Source organism: Celerinatantimonas diazotrophica, assembly GCF_004339545.1.
Lineage (GTDB): Bacteria > Pseudomonadota > Gammaproteobacteria > Enterobacterales > Celerinatantimonadaceae > Celerinatantimonas > Celerinatantimonas diazotrophica.
This window is the reverse complement of the sequence record NZ_SMGD01000013.1, coordinates 378,588-393,802: the sequence shown is the minus strand read 5'-3', so window position 1 is coordinate 393,802 and position 15,215 is coordinate 378,588. Positions and strand designations below refer to the sequence as shown.

At 44.3% G+C, this 15,215-nt stretch carries 15 protein-coding genes; all 15 read left to right on the top strand.

Going from position 1 to position 15,215, the window contains the following annotated elements:
* The first annotated feature begins 89 nt into the window (after positions 1–89).
* Positions 90–2,201: an EAL domain-containing protein gene (locus tag EV690_RS10935; RefSeq protein WP_131913034.1), complete on the top strand. Its 2,112-nt coding sequence runs from the start codon at positions 90–92 to the stop codon at positions 2,199–2,201.
* 107 nt (positions 2,202–2,308) lie between these two features.
* On the top strand, positions 2,309–2,671 hold the full coding sequence (gene fliE / locus EV690_RS10930) for a flagellar hook-basal body complex protein FliE (protein ID WP_131913033.1): 363 nt from the start codon (positions 2,309–2,311) through the stop codon (positions 2,669–2,671).
* Positions 2,672–2,691: 20 nt separating this feature from the next.
* Positions 2,692–4,434: a flagellar basal-body MS-ring/collar protein FliF gene (gene fliF, locus EV690_RS10925; RefSeq protein ID WP_131913032.1), complete on the top strand. Its 1,743-nt coding sequence runs from the start codon at positions 2,692–2,694 to the stop codon at positions 4,432–4,434.
* Complete coding sequence (gene fliG / locus EV690_RS10920; protein WP_131913031.1) at positions 4,424–5,452, top strand: flagellar motor switch protein FliG; 1,029 nt, start codon at positions 4,424–4,426, stop codon at positions 5,450–5,452. The genes fliF and fliG overlap by 11 nt, the downstream gene beginning before the upstream one ends.
* 3 nt (positions 5,453–5,455) lie before the next feature.
* Positions 5,456–6,484 carry a flagellar assembly protein FliH gene (fliH, locus tag EV690_RS10915; RefSeq protein ID WP_131913030.1) on the top strand — a complete coding sequence of 343 codons (1,029 nt, stop codon included), beginning with the start codon at positions 5,456–5,458 and terminating at the stop codon, positions 6,482–6,484.
* Positions 6,462–7,799, top strand: a complete 1,338-nt coding sequence (gene fliI, locus EV690_RS10910; RefSeq protein WP_131913029.1) for a flagellar protein export ATPase FliI — start codon at positions 6,462–6,464, stop codon at positions 7,797–7,799. The genes fliH and fliI overlap by 23 nt, the downstream gene beginning before the upstream one ends.
* 17 nt (positions 7,800–7,816) lie before the next feature.
* Entirely contained in the window at positions 7,817–8,266 is a 450-nt protein-coding gene (fliJ, locus tag EV690_RS10905; protein ID WP_131913028.1) for a flagellar export protein FliJ, read from the top strand.
* Between the two features lie 164 nt (positions 8,267–8,430).
* Positions 8,431–10,893: a flagellar hook-length control protein FliK gene (locus EV690_RS10900; protein WP_165872734.1), complete on the top strand. Its 2,463-nt coding sequence runs from the start codon at positions 8,431–8,433 to the stop codon at positions 10,891–10,893.
* 101 nt (positions 10,894–10,994) lie between these two features.
* The gene (fliL, locus tag EV690_RS10895; protein ID WP_131913026.1) at positions 10,995–11,510 is read left to right on the top strand and encodes a flagellar basal body-associated protein FliL; all 516 of its coding nucleotides are present in this window, start codon (positions 10,995–10,997) and stop codon (positions 11,508–11,510) included.
* 13 nt (positions 11,511–11,523) lie between these two features.
* Positions 11,524–12,564, top strand: a complete 1,041-nt coding sequence (gene fliM / locus EV690_RS10890; RefSeq protein WP_131913025.1) for a flagellar motor switch protein FliM — start codon at positions 11,524–11,526, stop codon at positions 12,562–12,564.
* 11 nt (positions 12,565–12,575) lie between these two features.
* The gene (gene fliN, locus EV690_RS10885; RefSeq protein ID WP_131913024.1) at positions 12,576–12,977 is read left to right on the top strand and encodes a flagellar motor switch protein FliN; all 402 of its coding nucleotides are present in this window, start codon (positions 12,576–12,578) and stop codon (positions 12,975–12,977) included.
* Positions 12,974–13,375 (top strand): flagellar biosynthetic protein FliO, encoded by a 402-nt coding sequence (gene fliO, locus EV690_RS10880; protein WP_131913023.1) that lies wholly within the window; start codon positions 12,974–12,976, stop codon positions 13,373–13,375. Before fliN ends, fliO begins: the two co-directional genes overlap by 4 nt.
* Positions 13,365–14,111: a flagellar type III secretion system pore protein FliP gene (fliP, locus tag EV690_RS10875; RefSeq protein WP_131913022.1), complete on the top strand. Its 747-nt coding sequence runs from the start codon at positions 13,365–13,367 to the stop codon at positions 14,109–14,111. The genes fliO and fliP overlap by 11 nt, the downstream gene beginning before the upstream one ends.
* A gap of 9 nt (positions 14,112–14,120) precedes the next feature.
* Positions 14,121–14,390: a flagellar biosynthesis protein FliQ gene (gene fliQ / locus EV690_RS10870; protein ID WP_131913021.1), complete on the top strand. Its 270-nt coding sequence runs from the start codon at positions 14,121–14,123 to the stop codon at positions 14,388–14,390.
* Positions 14,391–14,419: 29 nt separating this feature from the next.
* The gene (fliR, locus tag EV690_RS10865; protein WP_131913020.1) at positions 14,420–15,199 is read left to right on the top strand and encodes a flagellar biosynthetic protein FliR; all 780 of its coding nucleotides are present in this window, start codon (positions 14,420–14,422) and stop codon (positions 15,197–15,199) included.
* The last annotated feature ends 16 nt before the right edge of the window (positions 15,200–15,215 follow it).

The following is a 15,215-nucleotide window of genomic DNA, read 5'->3' as shown; positions in this document are numbered from 1 at the left end:
AGTTTGATGTCTTTCAATTTTCTGCCTATAAGGCAATTGCTTTTTCTGGTAGGATATCGCCTTAATGTACCTCCTTGGCTCTGAATTTCTTGAAGCTTTTTCGAACAGTCTATTTTGTGGTTGGCTGTTTATGCGGGAGTTATATCCCTCAGGCAACCGCGCAGGTGGTGCGAATTGGATTCCCCTCTGATTCGCCTGTTGATTATGTTCGCCATCAGTATGTTAATGGGAATTTAGTCAATTACATCAAAAAGTTACTTCCTTCTCATAAAATTCGTTGGATATCTTTTAATCGGTCAGACGATGGCGTTCGAGCACTTAAGCAACAACACATTGATTTGTGGTTAACTGCCAGTGGCGATAATCCACAATGGATATTTAGCGATGACTTATTTCAAGAGCATTGGGGATTAATTAGTCTCTCGGGGCAGCCTCATCCACAATCGCTCAAGAAACTTTCGGGGTTAAAATTAGCAGTTGAGGATCGCTTCTTCGAGCAGCTTTCAGAGCAGAATGTTCTTGGTCAAACTCTGATCTTTTCTTCCTGGAATGGCGGCGTTAATCTTCTCGAAAAACATCTAGTTGATGGTGTTTTAATGCCGCACCATGTATTTAAAAAGCTGTTAACTTATAACGCCAATATCCAATATGATCAGTTACCTTTATGGCAAGATTATCGCTTGACTGCTTTGAAATATACTCCCGGAGCTCAATGGATTAACCAGATTAATCGCCATATAAGCTCAGATAATTTTAACCTTACTACTCATCAATCGTCAGCGTCTAGTCCATGGCCGTTGGTGGGTGCTTTGTTGGCCTGTATTTTATTGTTATTGGGTCTATGTTTGAGCCTTTTTCGTTACTATCGACTTCGACGGCAATTATCGCCATTCCCTTTAACGGGGAAGGATTCGCTTAAAGGTGGGCATCAGTTAAGTTGCGATATTACCCGATGGTTACAAACTGAACGTTCATTTGGCATTTTCATGTTCGAGTTTTCAAGGCAAATTGAACTGTATGAAAGTTATGGTTTAGAAACAGGGCAGCGATTATTACATGCATATGCTTACAGTTGTCGTGAACAGCTGAAAAAGCGCTATCCGCATAGTGAACTTTATTGCTGGCAGGATCGTTATTTTGTGTTACTAAGTGGTAAAACGCCTCATAGTTACCAGCAAATGGCGCAGCAAATTGCGCAGACTTGTCGTGGCTGGGTCAATGTTGATAATTTGAAACTACGTCTTCGTAGCCATGTAGGGTGGACTGTTAACCACAAGTCACGACGCACTTCGGTTAATGCTGAAGTACTGATAGGTGAGGCTTATCTTGCGTTACGTCAGGCGATCGTCCGTCAGCAGCGCAATTGTGCCTATCTTGATCAGCAGCGATTATTCTCTCGGGCCCGGTTAGCCCTTGAAGCTAAACTGCGTCAGGCCATTGACTCCAACGAATTGACATTATATGTCCAACCTCAATTTAGTTTGACTATCCCGAGTAGATTGGTGGGGGCTGAGGTATTAGTTCGCTGGATCACTCGCGATGGGCAGTTTATTTCACCCGCGCATTTTATCCCGATTGCCGAACAAACAGGGCTTATTGTTCGCTTAGATCACTGGGTCTGTGAACATTCAGTCGCGATGCTTGCTAAATATCAGTCACTGTTACCGGAAGATTTTCGGCTATCGGTGAATTTCTCTGCGGTTTCTATTTCTCGCGGATTATGTGAGAAATTGATCCTTGATTCAATAAAACGTTGGCGAGTTCCTCCACGCAATTTGTGTATTGAGATCACTGAATCAGCGATCATGAACTCCCTAGTGGCGACTCGACAGAGTATTGCTAGACTTCGCCAACAAGGATTTGATATCGCGATTGACGATTTTGGCACTGGCTATAGTTCGATGGCCTATCTTAAAAATCTAGCAGTGACTCATCTAAAAATTGATCAGATTTTCACTGCAGGCCTTGAGAATGGTATGAGTGATCAGCAAATAGTCAAGGCGATTGCCATGGTGGGTAAAAGTTTTGGCCATCATATCTTAATCGAAGGAGTAGAACAGGCTAAGCAAGCCACGTTAGCGACTCAACTAGGCTGCCAATTTGTCCAAGGGTTCCATTTTGCCAAACCTATGGCGTGGATAGATTTTGTGCGTCAATATCTTGGTGAAGGTCATTTAATTCCCGCCTTGAAAAGTTCATAACTTTTTGAATAATAAGTAATTATTTTTAACATATAATGTTGGCCCAACAATTGCTTTATCCATGCTAAATACGGAGTTGTCAGGAAATTGGCAGTAAGGATAAGACAATGAAATTGGATGCAGCACCACTTCTACAACAAATGCAATCGATGGGCCAACAGGCTGGTTTGTCCCCAGAACAAGCGATTCGAGCGGATCGTAGCGATTCATCTGCCGTCACCGGACTGACTCATGGCAATTCGGCTAGTAAAGACTTCGGTCAGCTTTTGAGCGATGCGATTAACCATGTCAATTCATTGCAGAGTAATACTAGTGATTTGCGAACCCGATTTGATATGGGTGATAAAAATGTCAGCCTGTCGGATGTCATGATCGCAGCACAAAAATCCTCAATTGCTTTTGATGCAACCGTAGAGGTTCGCAATAAAGTGGTTGATGCTTATAAACAGATCATGGCAATGCCGATCTAGTGTGATTTGAGGAGACGCTTGTGGCAGGCGAAGCAAATGAAACCCCAATCAATGATAATAATGCATTGTTGGCCGGTCCGGATAGTGCAGCGGCAGATTTAGAAGAGAATGAACAGCAAAGCGGTTCTTGGTTAGGATTTTTACAAAATGGCGTCATTTTACGCCAAATTATTATGATCTTAGCTCTGGCTATTTGTCTGGCTCTCGGGGTCTTTTTGCTGATGTGGGCAAAACAGCCAGAAATGCGTCCAATCGGGACTTATACAGCTCCAGAATTGGTGAAAACATTAGATTTTTTTGACCAGAACGACATTAAATATAATGTTGAGGGTAAAACTGTTTTTGTTCGTGCCGACCAATATTCAGCGATTCGTTTGAAGATGCTGCGGGGGGGAATTTCCAGTACGCCAGCACAGTCTGACGGTGATGATATCTTACTTAAAGATATGGGCTTTGGTGTGAGTCAGCGCCTTGAACAAGAACGACTCAAACTTAGTCGTGAACGCCAGCTAGAAAGCGCAATTGCACAGATCCAAGCTGTTTCTAAAGCCAAAGTTTTGTTGGCTATTCCCCGTTATAATGTATTTGCCCGAAATAGTCAGAAGCCTTCGGCAACTGTTGTCGTGACGTTGAAAAATGTCAATTTGGGACTGAAACAAAATGAAATTGATTCCATCGTCGATATGGTTGCTTCGGCGGTTCAGAATTTAACCCCTCAGCGTGTGACCGTGACCGACCAAAATGGTCAGTTACTCAACTCTGGGAGTGAAAGTGCTGCCGATTTACAAAATCGTCGTCACTTACAGATTGAACAAAATCGCGAGCAACAATACAAAGATAAAATTGACTCAATCTTAACGCCCGTCTTAGGGGCAGGTAATTATACCGCTCAGGTCGATGTTTCAATGGACTTCACCTCGGTGGTACAGACACAAAAAAGCTATAATCCTGATTTACCTGCTATCCGCAGTGAAATGACAGTACAGGATAATAGTACGGGCCGTAATCCACTTGGGATCCCGGGGGCTCTATCAAATCAGCCGCCAGCAAAGTCAAATATTCCTGAAACCCAGAAGCAAGCACAGGCGAACCAGAGCACTGTCAGTGGTCGTAGCCATAAAGAAGAGACTCGTAACTATGAGTTAGATACGACCATCAGTCATACTCGTCAGCAAGTGGGGGTGGTGCGTCGCTTAAGTGTTTCAGTGGCCGTTGATTATGTCGCAAAACCAGGGGCCGATGGAAAAGTTACACGAGTCCCACGCAGTGCCGAAGAGATGGCAAATATCCGGCGACTTCTCGAAGGTGGGATTGGATTTGATATGTCTCGTGGCGATACACTAGAAGTGGTCAGTGTCCCATTTACCCGTCCACAAGTTGATACTGTTAAAGATCTGCCTGTCTGGGAGCAAGACTGGTTCTGGCGAGCGATGCGTATCGCTGGGGCTGTTTTGGTATTGGTCGTATTAATTCTGGCAGTCGTGCGGCCGACGTTGAACCGATTACTCAATAATAGTGTCGAAGAAGAAACTGGTGATAATGATTTAGAAACAGCAATGTCGGCTTATGATACCAGCGATGATGCTGAGCTATTGTCAGCCGATATCACAGGAGCTGATTTCGGTATTCAAAATGGTCAGCTAAAATTACCAGATATGCATCGTGATGAAGATGTTCTTAAAGCGGTGCGCGCATTGGTTTCCAATGAGCCAGATTTAGCAGCGATGGTCATTAAAGATTGGGTGATTAACGATGGCAAATGACGAAAAGAAGTATGATCTATCAAATACCAGCGGAACAGATATGGCTGCGATTTTGATGCTTAGCCTGAATGAAGACGATGCTGCAGCAATTTTTCGTAACTTAGAGCCCAAACAAGTCCAGCGGTTAGGGATGGCAATGGCTTCTATGGAAGATTTCAGCCATGATCGGGTTGTCGCTGTACATGAGCGTTTCATCGAAGATATTCAAAAATACACGAATATCGGGATTGGGAGTCAGGATTTTGTCCGTAATGCCTTAACTGCTGCATTAGGTGAAGATAAAGCGGCGAACTTGGTGGATCAGATCATTATGGGCAGTGGCTCTAAAGGGCTCGACTCGCTCAAATGGATGGATGCTCGCCAAGTTGCTAGCATTATTCAAAACGAACATCCTCAAATTCAGACCATTGTGTTGTCTTATCTTGAACCCGAGCAATCTGCTGAAATTATGTCGCAATTCCCTGACAAGGTTCGCCTTGATTTGATGATGCGTATTGCCAATTTAGAAGAGGTTCAGCCAGCCGCATTGACTGAATTAAATGAGATTATGGAAAAACAATTTGCCGGCCAAGCGGGTGCTCAAGCGGCGAAAATGGGTGGTCTGAAAGCCGCTGCGAATATTATGAACTATCTCGATACGAATGTTGAAGGGATGCTTATGGACTCCATTCGTGAAAGTGATGAAGAGATGGCTCAGCAAATTCAGGATCTCATGTTTGTCTTTGAAAATCTCATTGATGTTGATGATCGAGGGATTCAAACCCTGTTGCGAGATGTGCAGCAAGAAGTGTTGCTGAAAGCGATTAAAGGCACTGACGATCAGCTTAAAGAGAAAATACTGCGTAATATGTCCAAACGTGCCGCTGAAATGCTCCAAGATGATTTAGAAGCGATGGGGCCCGTTCGTGTCAGTGAAGTCGAGTCAGCTCAAAAAGAGATCTTATCGACTGCTCGCCGTTTATCCGATGCCGGTGAAATTATGCTAGGTGGTGCTGGTGGTGGTGAGGAGTTCTTGTAATCGATGGTCGATCATATTAAAGACGAAGATATAGCGAAATTTCGCCATGTTCAGGCACAAGATTATGAACTTCCTAATTTTGGTAATGCGCCTCATCATGAAAATACGGATGCGTTTGATCGTCCTTACCATTGGTATGCCGAAGAATCTGAACAGGCGAGTCCTGACAGTGATGAAGAGACGATTAAACCACTGACGTTAGAAGATCTCGAACAGATCCGGCAGACAGCCTATGAAGAAGGTCATTCCGAGGGGCGCACTGCAGGTTATGAACAAGGCTTTGCTCAAGGCCATGAAGAAGGCATACAAGCCGGGCATAGCGAAGGGGTGCAACAAGGTTTAAAAGAGGGGCTGGCCCAAGGACAGTCACAAATTGATACCTTGTCAGGATATTGGCAAAAGTTGATTGAAGAGTTAGTTATCCCCGTTCAGCAAGTGACTGCCCAGGTGCAGTTACAATTAGTCGATGTGATTTGTGAAGTTTCTCGCGCGATTATTCAAACTGAATTGACGACCAATAAACAGGTCATTATTCACACGGTAAAAGAAGCCATCCAAGCCATGCCGGTTAATGAGCAAACCTTGTTAATCCATTTACATCCCGATGACTTGCTGGTCATTGAAGGGGTTTACCCTAAAGAAACGCAGCAGAAAAAGCATTGGCAGTTACTTGCCGATGGCAGTTTAAATCGTGGTGATTGCATGATTGAAGCTGAGAATTCAACCATTGACTATTCAATGAGTGAGGTGGTGAATCAGGCGCTTAAACGTTTTTTGAGCGATAATATTAAAGCGGCTCGAACCGTTGAGCCTCCTGAAGTTCCTGAGGTTGAACCTCTTGCACCGGTTCCCGAAACTGGTGAATCGGATGATGAGTCTGGCGAATTAGCCACTGATTCGGTATCTGAAGCTGAGGATATTACAAATGATTCCTCTTCTCAGTCAACCGAGTCTGGGAGCGACTTATCGGATGATGCTAAGGTCGATGAGCGCTTGGGTGGAGAAGGTGATGAATCTTTCCCACACACTTAGCCAGTTAAAGGTTACGGAGCTCCGACAAGGACCAACCGTGGCCGGGAAGTTAACGCGTGTGGTGGGGCTGACTCTTGAAGCCATCGGCTGCAGGGCTCCGATCGGCTCGCTCTGCCATGTCCAAACCATCTCAGGTAATCTTGAAGCTGAAGTGGTTGGTTTTGCAAATGACAAGTTATATTTGATGCCTAGTGAGCAATTAACCGGAGTTTTACCCGGAGCTAAGGTGACGCCACTGAATCAACAACATGATATTCATGTTGGCACAGAATTGTTAGGCCGAGTGATTGATGGTCTAGGGCAACCTTTGGATGGATTGGGCGATATTATGACTCAGCAGCGCGCGACGCTTAGTGCTGAGCGAATTAATCCCATGTTGCGAGAAGTTATCTCAAAACCGCTTGATGTTGGCGTTCGAGCGATAAATAGTGTATTGACCGTTGGACAAGGGCAACGGATGGGATTGTTTGCCGGTTCTGGTGTCGGTAAAAGTGTGCTCATGGGAATGATGACCCGCGGGACAACTGCTGATGTCGTGGTGGTTGGACTGATTGGGGAACGTGGTCGCGAAGTTAAAGAGTTTATTGAAGAGATCCTTGGCGAGCAGGGGCGCGCTAGGTCGGTCGTTGTGGCGGCTCCAGCTGATGCTTCACCGCTGATGCGGATGAAGGGGTGTGATACCACACTCACCATTGCGGAATATTTTCGTGATCAAGGGCTCAATGTGTTGCTGCTAATGGATTCATTGACTCGTTATGCTCAAGCTCAGCGTGAAATCGCTTTAGCGATCGGTGAGCCGCCTGCCACGAAAGGTTATCCTCCTTCTGTGTTTGCTAAATTGCCGCGATTGGTTGAACGTGCTGGCAATGGTCTAAATGGGCAGGGCTCTATCACCGCTTTTTTTACGGTTTTAACCGAAGGGGATGATATGCAAGATCCGATTGCCGATGCGGCCAGAGCTATTTTAGATGGCCATATTGTCTTATCGCGAGAATTAGCTGATAGCGGCCACTATCCGGCCATTGATATTGAAAAATCGATTAGTCGTGTTATGCCTGCGGTCACAACCGATGAACATCAGCAACTGGCCAGAGCCCTTAAAATGCTTTATTCCCAGTATCAGCAAAACCGTGATTTAATTAATTTAGGCGCTTATCAGCGAGGATCGGATCCACGGATTGATTTAGCGATTAATCTGAAACCTCAAATGGATCAATTTTTGCAGCAGAGTATGAAAGAAAGCATTCACTTTGACGAAAGTCTGACACAGCTGCAGCGCTTAATGCAGATGGCACAGATGAGTCATCACGAATAAAGCGGTGAGAGAGTTCTATGGCAATTAATGCATTAATGATTTTATGCGAGCAATTAAAAAAACAAGAACAACAAGCTGTTGCTGAATTTTCTCAGGCTCGTCAACAACTGGCTTCTTTTGAACATCAACTTCGTCAATTGGAAGATTACCGCCATAATTATATGCTCCAAGCGATGGAGCGAGGCTCTGATGGAATGTTAGCCGCTGGGTTTCATCAATATCAATCATTCATTCAGACCATCGAAAAAGCTGAAACAGAACAGCAACAGAGTGTTGTCCAATTGCGCACGAATGTGGAACGTAAGCGTCAAATCTGGCTCGATCTAGCGAATCGACATAAAGCGCTTGAGCAGTTAATTGAGCGTCAACGTCAACAAAAGGCTCAAAAACAAGCGCGCGCCGAACAAAAATTGCTGGATGAATACGCATCAATGCAGTTCGTTCGGCAAAGTCTATTTCCTGATTAACGTTCGATTGTAGATATCGTATCGCCCCCGATAATTGTTTATCGACTATCTCTTGTTTAATTTACAACTTGGTTTAATTTTTGCTTAATCATGGGTAACGATCGCTGAGTTGCCGCATAGCCACAGTGGCGGTCTGGATATCACTGGCAAGGGAAATGAAATCGATGGCTACGGTAAATATTGCAAATATTAGCCAACTGGCTCCTTCAAGGTCTGACAATGCTCAGGTTGGTATGTTGTCATCGCCACCTTCAGCACCTGTATTTAATGAAGCTTTTTCTCGAGCGCATCAGCAATTACGTCATACGGCAGCGAAAAGCGGCAATTCTATGCCGTCGCATGCCTCTGTAGGGAAACATTCAGAGCCATCTACCAACGCTAGCAACGTCTCCCCAAAAGCCCGGCAAACGCATCGAATGGGTTCCGATGCGCATCTAAAAGAGGCACCGCAAGCTGAGCAACAACCAAGTAAAAATGTTGGTTCGAAGCAAAATTCTCAGAAACAGAAATCGGTAGCTACTGATGATCCTCGTCAGGTTGCCAGCGAGCAAGATCCTCAAGATTCAGCCAAAGTGTTAAAAAAAGAAAAAGATTTGCATTCGACCCGAGATGGTCAAACCAAATCGGGTCAACAGCCGGTCCGTGAGCAAAATGCTCATGTGAAAGGTGCCGAAAAAAAATTGGCAACGGAAGATACCCCCGTGGCGACTAAAGATGACTCATTAGTGGTGGTAAGTGAAGATGAATCCAAAGCAATGCAGTTACTCTCGCGGCTAGAGAAATCACAGAATGCCGATATGCAGCTTGAACAGGTCGTATCCGTGAGTGATAAACTAAAATTGGCTATGCAAGTACTTGAACAGGCGAAAAAATTAAACGCTAGTCAACAGGTTTCAGCCGAAGATGGTAAACCGCCTAGCGCATTAGAATTGGCACTGATGATGCTCCAAAAAGTTCAGAGTAGTGATGCTCAGACACATTTGGATATGTCAAAATCATCTGATGTGACCTCTTTGCAATTACACCAAACATTAAAGATGCTTAATCGAGCTATTGTGCAATCGGAAAGTGGCAAAAGTCATGATACCGAGCATCTCAATCAAATAGACCCTAAATTGCGTGAGGTGCTACAACAGCTCTCAGAAAAGCTGATTCAATTAAGTTCAACGGATACTTCACCGCACGCTGAACAATCGAATGGCCATTTGAAAGGCGTAAAATCTGCCAAAACTGAGCAGCAGCATAGCGATGATGATGCCAGCTTGCTGAGTCAGATACAGATTCAATTGGCTAGCTTGCTTAATTTACCCGCTCCTGAAAAAAACCAGTCAAGCGATAGTGGTTCTTCTTTGCAAAACGAGCAGAGTAGTTTAGCTAAATCCAGTCCAGCCGCTAAAATGGTTAAAAATGTTGCTTTGTTAGCATTAGCAGAGCTTAAATTGCAACACATGCAGGGAGCTAAGCAACAGAGTCCAAATCCAAGCGACAATCAAAGTAGCCAAAAATTAGCGGATAAAATTGCGGTTTTGACTGAGCAATTATCTCATCTAGTCACAGGTAATAAAGTCGTAAAAGAGACGCAGTCCGAAGCTATAAAAGTGAATATGAATCATTCACCGAGCCAAGCGACTGCGGCTCATGTTCAACATCGAGCGACTGCATCGAGCAGCATACAGAATTTAGTTCATTCGTCTCATGCTGAACAGTCAGAGTCGATGCTTAGCAGTGATGATGTGGCTAAAAAAACTGTTAATGCGCCGGCGGAGAATCATAGCGCAGCAGTAAAAGTATCTCCGTCACAAGCCCAAACACCAGCTGCCCAGTCAATCCAGCAAGCTTTAGCCCAAAATTCGGCTCCAGGAACTGACACTAAAACGAATGTTACGAATATAGCGAATCACGGACAGGCTATAAAAGGTGATGAACAGGCCGTAATGACTGCAGCGGCTCAATCGAGTGATCTCCATGCCCAGAAAAAAGATGGGCATCAACCGGCTCATAGCACTCAATTTGGGAATTCAGATTTGGCTGTAAAAAGTGAAATATCTTTATCAGCAGGCCATCAACAGTCAGGTTTAGGCGCACAAGGACAGCATCAAGGAGGCGCACAATTGGGCACAAATGCCAATAGCCCTCTGACAACAGCCGCTAAAAGTGATGGCTCGTTTGCAAGTCAAATGGCTATGAATCAACCGGGAAAACTCCCGAGTGAACTGAATGAGCGTATCAACTATATGGTATCGAACCGATTACATTCGGCGGATATTCGCCTCGATCCTGCTCATCTGGGGGCCATGCAAATTCGGTTGCATTTGAATCATGATCAGGCACAAGTGCAGATCCACGTCCACAATCCGCAAGCCCGTGAGATGTTGGAGCAATCGATGCCGAAGTTACGTGATATGCTCGCTCAGCAAGGCATTCAGTTGGGACAGAGCCAGATTAACCAAGGCAATTCTGGAAACTCCCAGCAAGGATTTGCCCAAACAGGTGGGCAATCGCAAGGCAGCTTTGCTGGTCAGCAACCGTTGGCCCATCTCGGTCATGAGGTTGCAGCTGAAGAAAGCTTACCTCATCTTTTACATTCACAACTTTCTACAGATGATGGCATTGACTACTATGCTTAAAAAATGGGCATAGAGCGTTAATTTAGAGTTGCTAAATGACGAATGAGTGATCACTATGCCATAATTGCATGCAACCAAGGTAATTGATTAACGAGACGAAAATGGCGGATGAAGGCGAATTAAAAGTTGAAGAGTCCGGTGGTGGTAAGAAAAAACTTATCATTATTATCGCAATTGTTGTAGTTGTACTGATCGCAGGTGGCGTAGCGGCTTATTTCCTGTTAGGTGGTAATGATGAACCGGCGAAGCCTAGTGAGGCTCAGTCGAGCACTCAAGCTGCCCCTGAGCAACCCAAAGCACCAGCATTTTATGTGGGAATGCCACGTCCTTTTGTGTTTAATGTGAATGGAGCGGACAGAGACCGCTTGGTACAGATTAAAGTACAATTAATGGTACGGGGGGAAGATAATGAAAAATTGGCACAAAAAAATATCCCTTTGATTGAAGGAACATTGTTGAATGTTTTCTCTGCTGCGACCGTTCAGCAGCTTTCAACACCGGGTGGAAAAGATAAATTACGTAATGAAGCATTGGATGCGACTCGCAAAGCGATGCAAGGATTAACCAATAAACCCGTGATCGAAAAAGTGTTATTTACTGGGTTTGTAATGCAATGAGCAAAGAGACGTTGTGACTGATTTATTAAGCCAGGATGAAATCGATGCGCTGTTACATGGCGTTGATGATATTGAAGAGGAAGAAGCGCCGCCGGCGGAAAGTGGCGATGTAACTGAGTTTGACTTTTCATCTCAGGATCGAATCGTGCGTGGGCGCATGCCAACGCTGGAGCTGGTTAACGAACGTTTTGCTAGGCATTTGCGAATCAGTTTGTTTAATATGATGCGTCGCACTGCTGAAGTTTCAATAAATGGCGTGCAGATGCTCAAATTTGGCGAATATGTTCACACGTTGTTTGTTCCAACCAGTTTGAATATGGTGCGTTTTCGGCCCTTAAAAGGGACGGCTCTGATCACCATGGAAGCACGATTGGTCTTCATTTTGGTAGAAAATTTCTTTGGCGGAGATGGGCGTTATCACGCTAAAATTGAAGGGCGGGAATTTACCCCAACCGAGCGTCGAATTATCCAGATGCTACTTAAGATTGTCTTTGAAGATTATCGCGAAGCATGGGCTCCGGTGATGGATGTTGAATTTGAATATCTGGACTCAGAAGTTAACCCTGCGATGGCAAACATTGTCAGTCCAAGTGAAGTGATCGTGGTTAGCTCTTTTCATATTGAACTTGATGGCGGCGGCGGTGACTTTCATATTTCGATGCCTTATTCAATGGTGGAACCAATTCGCGAATTACTCGATGCAGGGGTTCAAAGTGATAATGAAGACACCGATCAGCGCTGGAGTAGTGCTCTAAAAGAAGAGATTATGGATGTGCCTGTGAGCATATCTGCACGCTTGTTACAGGCTGAACTTTCTTTACGGGCGCTTTTGAATATGCGTACTGGCGATGTTATTCCTGTAGAAATGCCTGAAAGTGCATTGGTGTTTGTTGAAGATTTGCCTAGCTTTCATGCCAAAGTGGGGCGTCGAGGTGAAAACCTAGCATTAAAAATCAGTGATAAATTAAAGCGTCCTGAATCGGTTAAAAGTGATATCGAACTGGTGGTGGCGCGTAGTCGTCGTAAATCAGACGAAGAAATGGGTTATGATTAAAGGTCAAAAATATGAGTGACGAACCACAAGATCAAAATGATTTAGCTGATGAGTGGGCCGCCGCAATGGCTGAGTCGATGGGAGCTGAAAAGGTAGAACTAGAAGAGTTTGCCCAAGATCCCAAAGTTGGCTCATCGCTTTCAGAAGAAGAGCAGCAAAAGCTAGATGCAATTTTAGATATTCCTGTGACTATTTCGATGGAAGTGGGGCGCAGTAATATTAATATTCGTAATTTATTGCAACTGAACCAAGGATCTGTCGTTGAACTTGATCGTGTGGCAGGAGAGCCATTGGACGTGATGGTCAATGGTACATTAGTTGCTCACGGAGAAGTGGTAGTTGTCAATGATAAATTTGGGATTCGCCTGACTGATGTGATCAGTCAGACTGAGCGAATTAAAAAACTCAAATGAGGTCGTTATTCGTCATATTATTGACTCTTTGGCCATTGGTTAGCCAAGCGAAAGAGTCATTGAATGCCGAAGGCCAGCCGTTGAGTTCAGCCGATTGGCTCTCATGGATATTATCGATGGTGGTTGTTCTGATTGCCATTGGTATATGCGCGTGGCTTGCCAAGAAAACGCGTTTTAATGCCTTTGGCAATGGCCAGATGAAAGTTATTGCTAATCTTACCTTGGGAACTCGCGAACGAGTTATTGTTGTACAGGTTGGGCAGACGCAATATTTATTGGGCGTAACTAATCAACATATTGAACTTATCGATAAATTGGCAGAACCCTTGCATGGTGATTCCCAAACACCAAGTTTTGCCAAGCAACTCAATCGGATTCTCAAAGGAAATGGCCGTTAATAAAAAATGGTGCTTGCTGCTACTGCTGTTGTTTATCGCAATTCCGGCAAGTGCTAAAGACAGTTTTCTACCTGCTTTAACTGTAACAACCAATCCTGATGGTAGTCAGGAATACTCGGTGACATTGCAGATTTTGGCCATGATGACGGCATTGAGTTTTTTGCCGGCTATCGTGATCATGATGACCTCGTTTACCCGAATCATTGTGGTGCTGGCCATTTTGCGTCAGGCTTTAGGCTTACAACAAACGCCATCGAATCAGGTGTTAGTTGGTATAGCGCTATTTTTAAGTTTTTTTATTATGTCTCCAGTACTTAATAAAATAAATGACAATGCGTTGCAGCCATATCTGAATGATAAATTAACTTCGGTGCAGGCCTTTCATGAAGCTGAAAAACCCATGCGAACGTTTATGTTGGGGCAGACTCGGCTCACGGATCTACAAACCTTTGTTGAAATCGCAAATATTAAGGTGAAAGATCCTAAAGATGTGCCTATACAGGTATTGATCCCTGCATTTATCACCTCCGAGCTAAAGACAGCTTTTCAGATTGGCTTTATGTTGTTTATTCCATTTTTAGTGATTGATTTGGTGGTCGCCTCGATTTTGATGGCGATGGGGATGATGATGCTTTCACCGATGATTGTATCATTGCCATTTAAACTTATGCTCTTTGTGTTGGTTGATGGCTGGACTCTGGTGATGGGTACGTTAGCTAAAAGCTTTGGATTATAGGAGCACACCATGCAACCTGAAGTGTTTGTAGATATTTTTCGCCACGCGCTAAGTCAGGTCGTTATATTGGTATCGGCTGCTATTATGCCAAGTCTTATTGTAGGGTTAATCGTGTCAATTTTTCAGGCCGCAACATCGATTAACGAACAGACGCTGAGTTTTTTGCCACGTCTGATTGTCACTTTATTGGTTTTAATGTTGTTTGGCCATTGGTTTACTCGGATGTTGATGGATTTATTTATTAATATGGTGAACATGATCCCTCAAGTCGTTAATTAGCGATGCAAAACTGGTATTGAGGCAGGCAAATGCAATTTCCGGCTGATGTAATTTTAAACTGGCTGAGCTTATATCTCTGGTCATTTATGCGGATCAGTGGTTTGCTTATGGTCATGGTGCCATTTGGCAGTCGAGCTGTGCCCGCGCGTGTTAGATTATTACTGGCTGTCACCATTTCTTATACGGTTGTGCCAATGTTGCCGCCTGTGCACGGTATTGAGCTTTTTTCGTTGCGCTCATTTTTGATCATCGCCCAGCAGTTACTCATTGGGTTTGCGATTGGCTTTATTACCCAGTTAGTGATGCAAACTTTTGTTTTGGCTGGCCAAGTGATAGCGATGCAAACCAGCCTTGGATTTGCTTCTATGGTTGATCCGACTAATGGCCAGAATAGTCCTGTGGTCGGACAATTTTACTTGTTGCTGGCGACTTTAGTATTTCTCTCTCTCAATGGTCATTTAGAGCTCATTCGCCTTATTACGATGAGTTTTAAAACACTTCCGATCGGTGAAATAGGCTTCTCGAGCCTTGATTATAAAATGATCGCAATCTGGTTTTCACAGTTGTTTTATGCTGCTCTTGCAATGACCATCGCAGCTATTGTCGCTATGCTTCTGATTAACCTAGCGTTTGGAGTGATGACTCGAGCAGCACCTCAGCTAAATATTTTCTCAATTGGGTTTGCGGTGAGTATGTTGTTTGGTCTGTTTATCTTGTGGTTAACGATCGGTAACTTTTTAGCTCATTTTGAGCACCAATGGCGAGCGGGTCGAACCCTGGCGTGTTCTTTGCTTAAGATTAGCTGTTAGGTCGCTAAGGAGCAGT

Excerpts from the sequence above, each read along its gene's own strand:
- fliE (WP_131913033.1), top strand. The coding sequence starts at position 2,309 with ATGAAATTGGATGCAGCACCACTTCTACAACAAATGCAATCGATGGGC.
- fliG (WP_131913031.1), top strand. The coding sequence starts at position 4,424 with ATGGCAAATGACGAAAAGAAGTATGATCTATCAAATACCAGCGGAACA.
- fliH (WP_131913030.1), top strand. The coding sequence starts at position 5,456 with ATGGTCGATCATATTAAAGACGAAGATATAGCGAAATTTCGCCATGTT.
- fliI (WP_131913029.1), top strand. The coding sequence starts at position 6,462 with ATGAATCTTTCCCACACACTTAGCCAGTTAAAGGTTACGGAGCTCCGA.
- fliJ (WP_131913028.1), top strand. The coding sequence starts at position 7,817 with ATGGCAATTAATGCATTAATGATTTTATGCGAGCAATTAAAAAAACAA.
- EV690_RS10900 (WP_165872734.1), top strand. The coding sequence starts at position 8,431 with ATGGCTACGGTAAATATTGCAAATATTAGCCAACTGGCTCCTTCAAGG.
- fliL (WP_131913026.1), top strand. The coding sequence starts at position 10,995 with ATGGCGGATGAAGGCGAATTAAAAGTTGAAGAGTCCGGTGGTGGTAAG.
- fliN (WP_131913024.1), top strand. The coding sequence starts at position 12,576 with ATGAGTGACGAACCACAAGATCAAAATGATTTAGCTGATGAGTGGGCC.
- fliO (WP_131913023.1), top strand. The coding sequence starts at position 12,974 with ATGAGGTCGTTATTCGTCATATTATTGACTCTTTGGCCATTGGTTAGC.
- fliP (WP_131913022.1), top strand. The coding sequence starts at position 13,365 with ATGGCCGTTAATAAAAAATGGTGCTTGCTGCTACTGCTGTTGTTTATC.
- fliQ (WP_131913021.1), top strand. The coding sequence starts at position 14,121 with ATGCAACCTGAAGTGTTTGTAGATATTTTTCGCCACGCGCTAAGTCAG.
- fliR (WP_131913020.1), top strand. The coding sequence starts at position 14,420 with ATGCAATTTCCGGCTGATGTAATTTTAAACTGGCTGAGCTTATATCTC.